This is a genomic window from Pseudoxanthomonas sp. LjRoot204_2, assembly GCF_056175765.1.
Map to the genome: position 1 here is coordinate 1 of NZ_JBGFFG010000645.1, position 1396 is coordinate 1396.

The 1396-nt window shown below is 65.3% G+C and carries 4 protein-coding genes; all 4 read right to left on the reverse strand.

Annotation, left to right across the window (positions count from 1 at the left end):
* Nucleotides 1-77, reverse strand: a 77-nt coding sequence (locus AC04L7_RS18715; protein WP_475513707.1) for a large ribosomal subunit protein uL22, incomplete at its 3' end; no start/stop codon positions are given.
* Nucleotides 78-89: 12 nt separating this feature from the next.
* Nucleotides 90-365: a 30S ribosomal protein S19 gene (gene rpsS, locus AC04L7_RS18720; RefSeq protein WP_055941277.1), complete on the reverse strand. Its 276-nt coding sequence runs from the start codon at nt 363-365 to the stop codon at nt 90-92.
* A gap of 6 nt (nt 366-371) precedes the next feature.
* Nucleotides 372-1199, reverse strand: coding sequence for a 50S ribosomal protein L2 (gene rplB, locus AC04L7_RS18725; protein WP_475513705.1), 828 nt, complete (start codon nt 1197-1199; stop codon nt 372-374).
* Between the two features lie 11 nt (nt 1200-1210).
* Nucleotides 1211-1396, reverse strand: a 186-nt coding sequence (locus AC04L7_RS18730; protein WP_475513706.1) for a 50S ribosomal protein L23, incomplete at its 5' end; no start/stop codon positions are given.

The window sequence follows — 1396 nt, forward strand, 5'->3', positions numbered from 1 at the left end:
CCACGCACCTGGTCAGCGACCAGGCGGGCTTTCTGGGGGGAGATGCGCGCGGTGCGCAGGATGGCTTTCGCTTCCATGTTCATCTCTCCTTACTTCTTGCCGCCGGCTTTCTTGTCGCCACCGTGACCCTTGAAGGTACGGGTGACGGCAAACTCGCCGAGCTTGTGGCCGACCATGTTCTCGTTGACCAGCACGGGAACGTGGTTCTTGCCATTGTGGATGGCGATCGTGAAGCCCACCATTTCCGGCAGGATCATCGAACGGCGCGACCAGGTCTTGATCGGCTTCTTGCTGCCGCCCGCGGCCTCCACCTTCTTGACGAGGTGGTGATCGACGAACGGGCCCTTCTTGAGTGAACGTGCCATGGTCGATTAGCCCCTACGATCGCGGACGATGAATTGCTGCGTGCGCTTGTTCTTGCGCGTCTTGTAACCCTTGGTCGGGACACCCCACGGGGTGACCGGATGCGGGTTGCCCTGGCCGGCCTTGGCCTCACCACCACCGTGCGGGTGGTCGACGGGGTTCATGGCCGCACCGCGGACGGTCGGCTTGACACCGCGCCAGCGCTTRGCACCGGCCTTGCCGAGCTTCTCCAGGCTGTGCTCGTCGTTGCCGACTTCGCCCACCGTGGCGCGGCACTCGACCTGCACCTTGCGCATTTCGCCGGAGCGGAGGCGCAGCGTGGCGAACCCCTGCTCGCGAGCGACCAGCTGCACGGCGGCGCCGGCGGCGCGGGCGATCTGCGCGCCCTTGCCCGGCTTCAGCTCGATGCCGTGGATCGTCGTACCGACCGGGATGTTGCGCAGCGGCAGCGTGTTGCCGGCCTTGATCGGCGCATCGCTGCCGGCGATGACCTGATCACCGGCCTTCAGGCCCTTCGGGGCGATGATGTAGCGACGCTCGCCATCGACGTAGCACAGCAGCGCGATGTGCGCGGTGCGGTTCGGATCGTATTCGATCCGCTCCACGCGCGCGGGGATGCCTTCCTTGTCGCGCTTGAAGTCGATGAGACGATAGTGCTGCTTGTGGCCACCACCGATRTGACGGGTSGTGATGCGRCCSTGGTKGTTGCGACCGCCGGACTTGCTCTGCTTCTCGAGCAGCGCAGCATGCGGAGCACCCTTGTGCAGGTCGGGCGTCACCACGCGGACCGCCGAACGGCGACCGGGAGAGGTGGGTTTGAATTTCATCAATGGCATGTGGATCTACCTCAGGCCTTGGCCGACACGTCGATGGCCTGGCCGTCGGCCAGACGCACGTACGCCTTGCGCCAGTCGCCGCGGCGGCCGGCGCGGTTACGGAAGGACTTGTTCTTGCCCTTGACGTTGACCACGTTGACCGTCTCGACCTTGACGTCGAACAGCTGCTCGACCGCGGCCTTCACATCGGCCTTGGT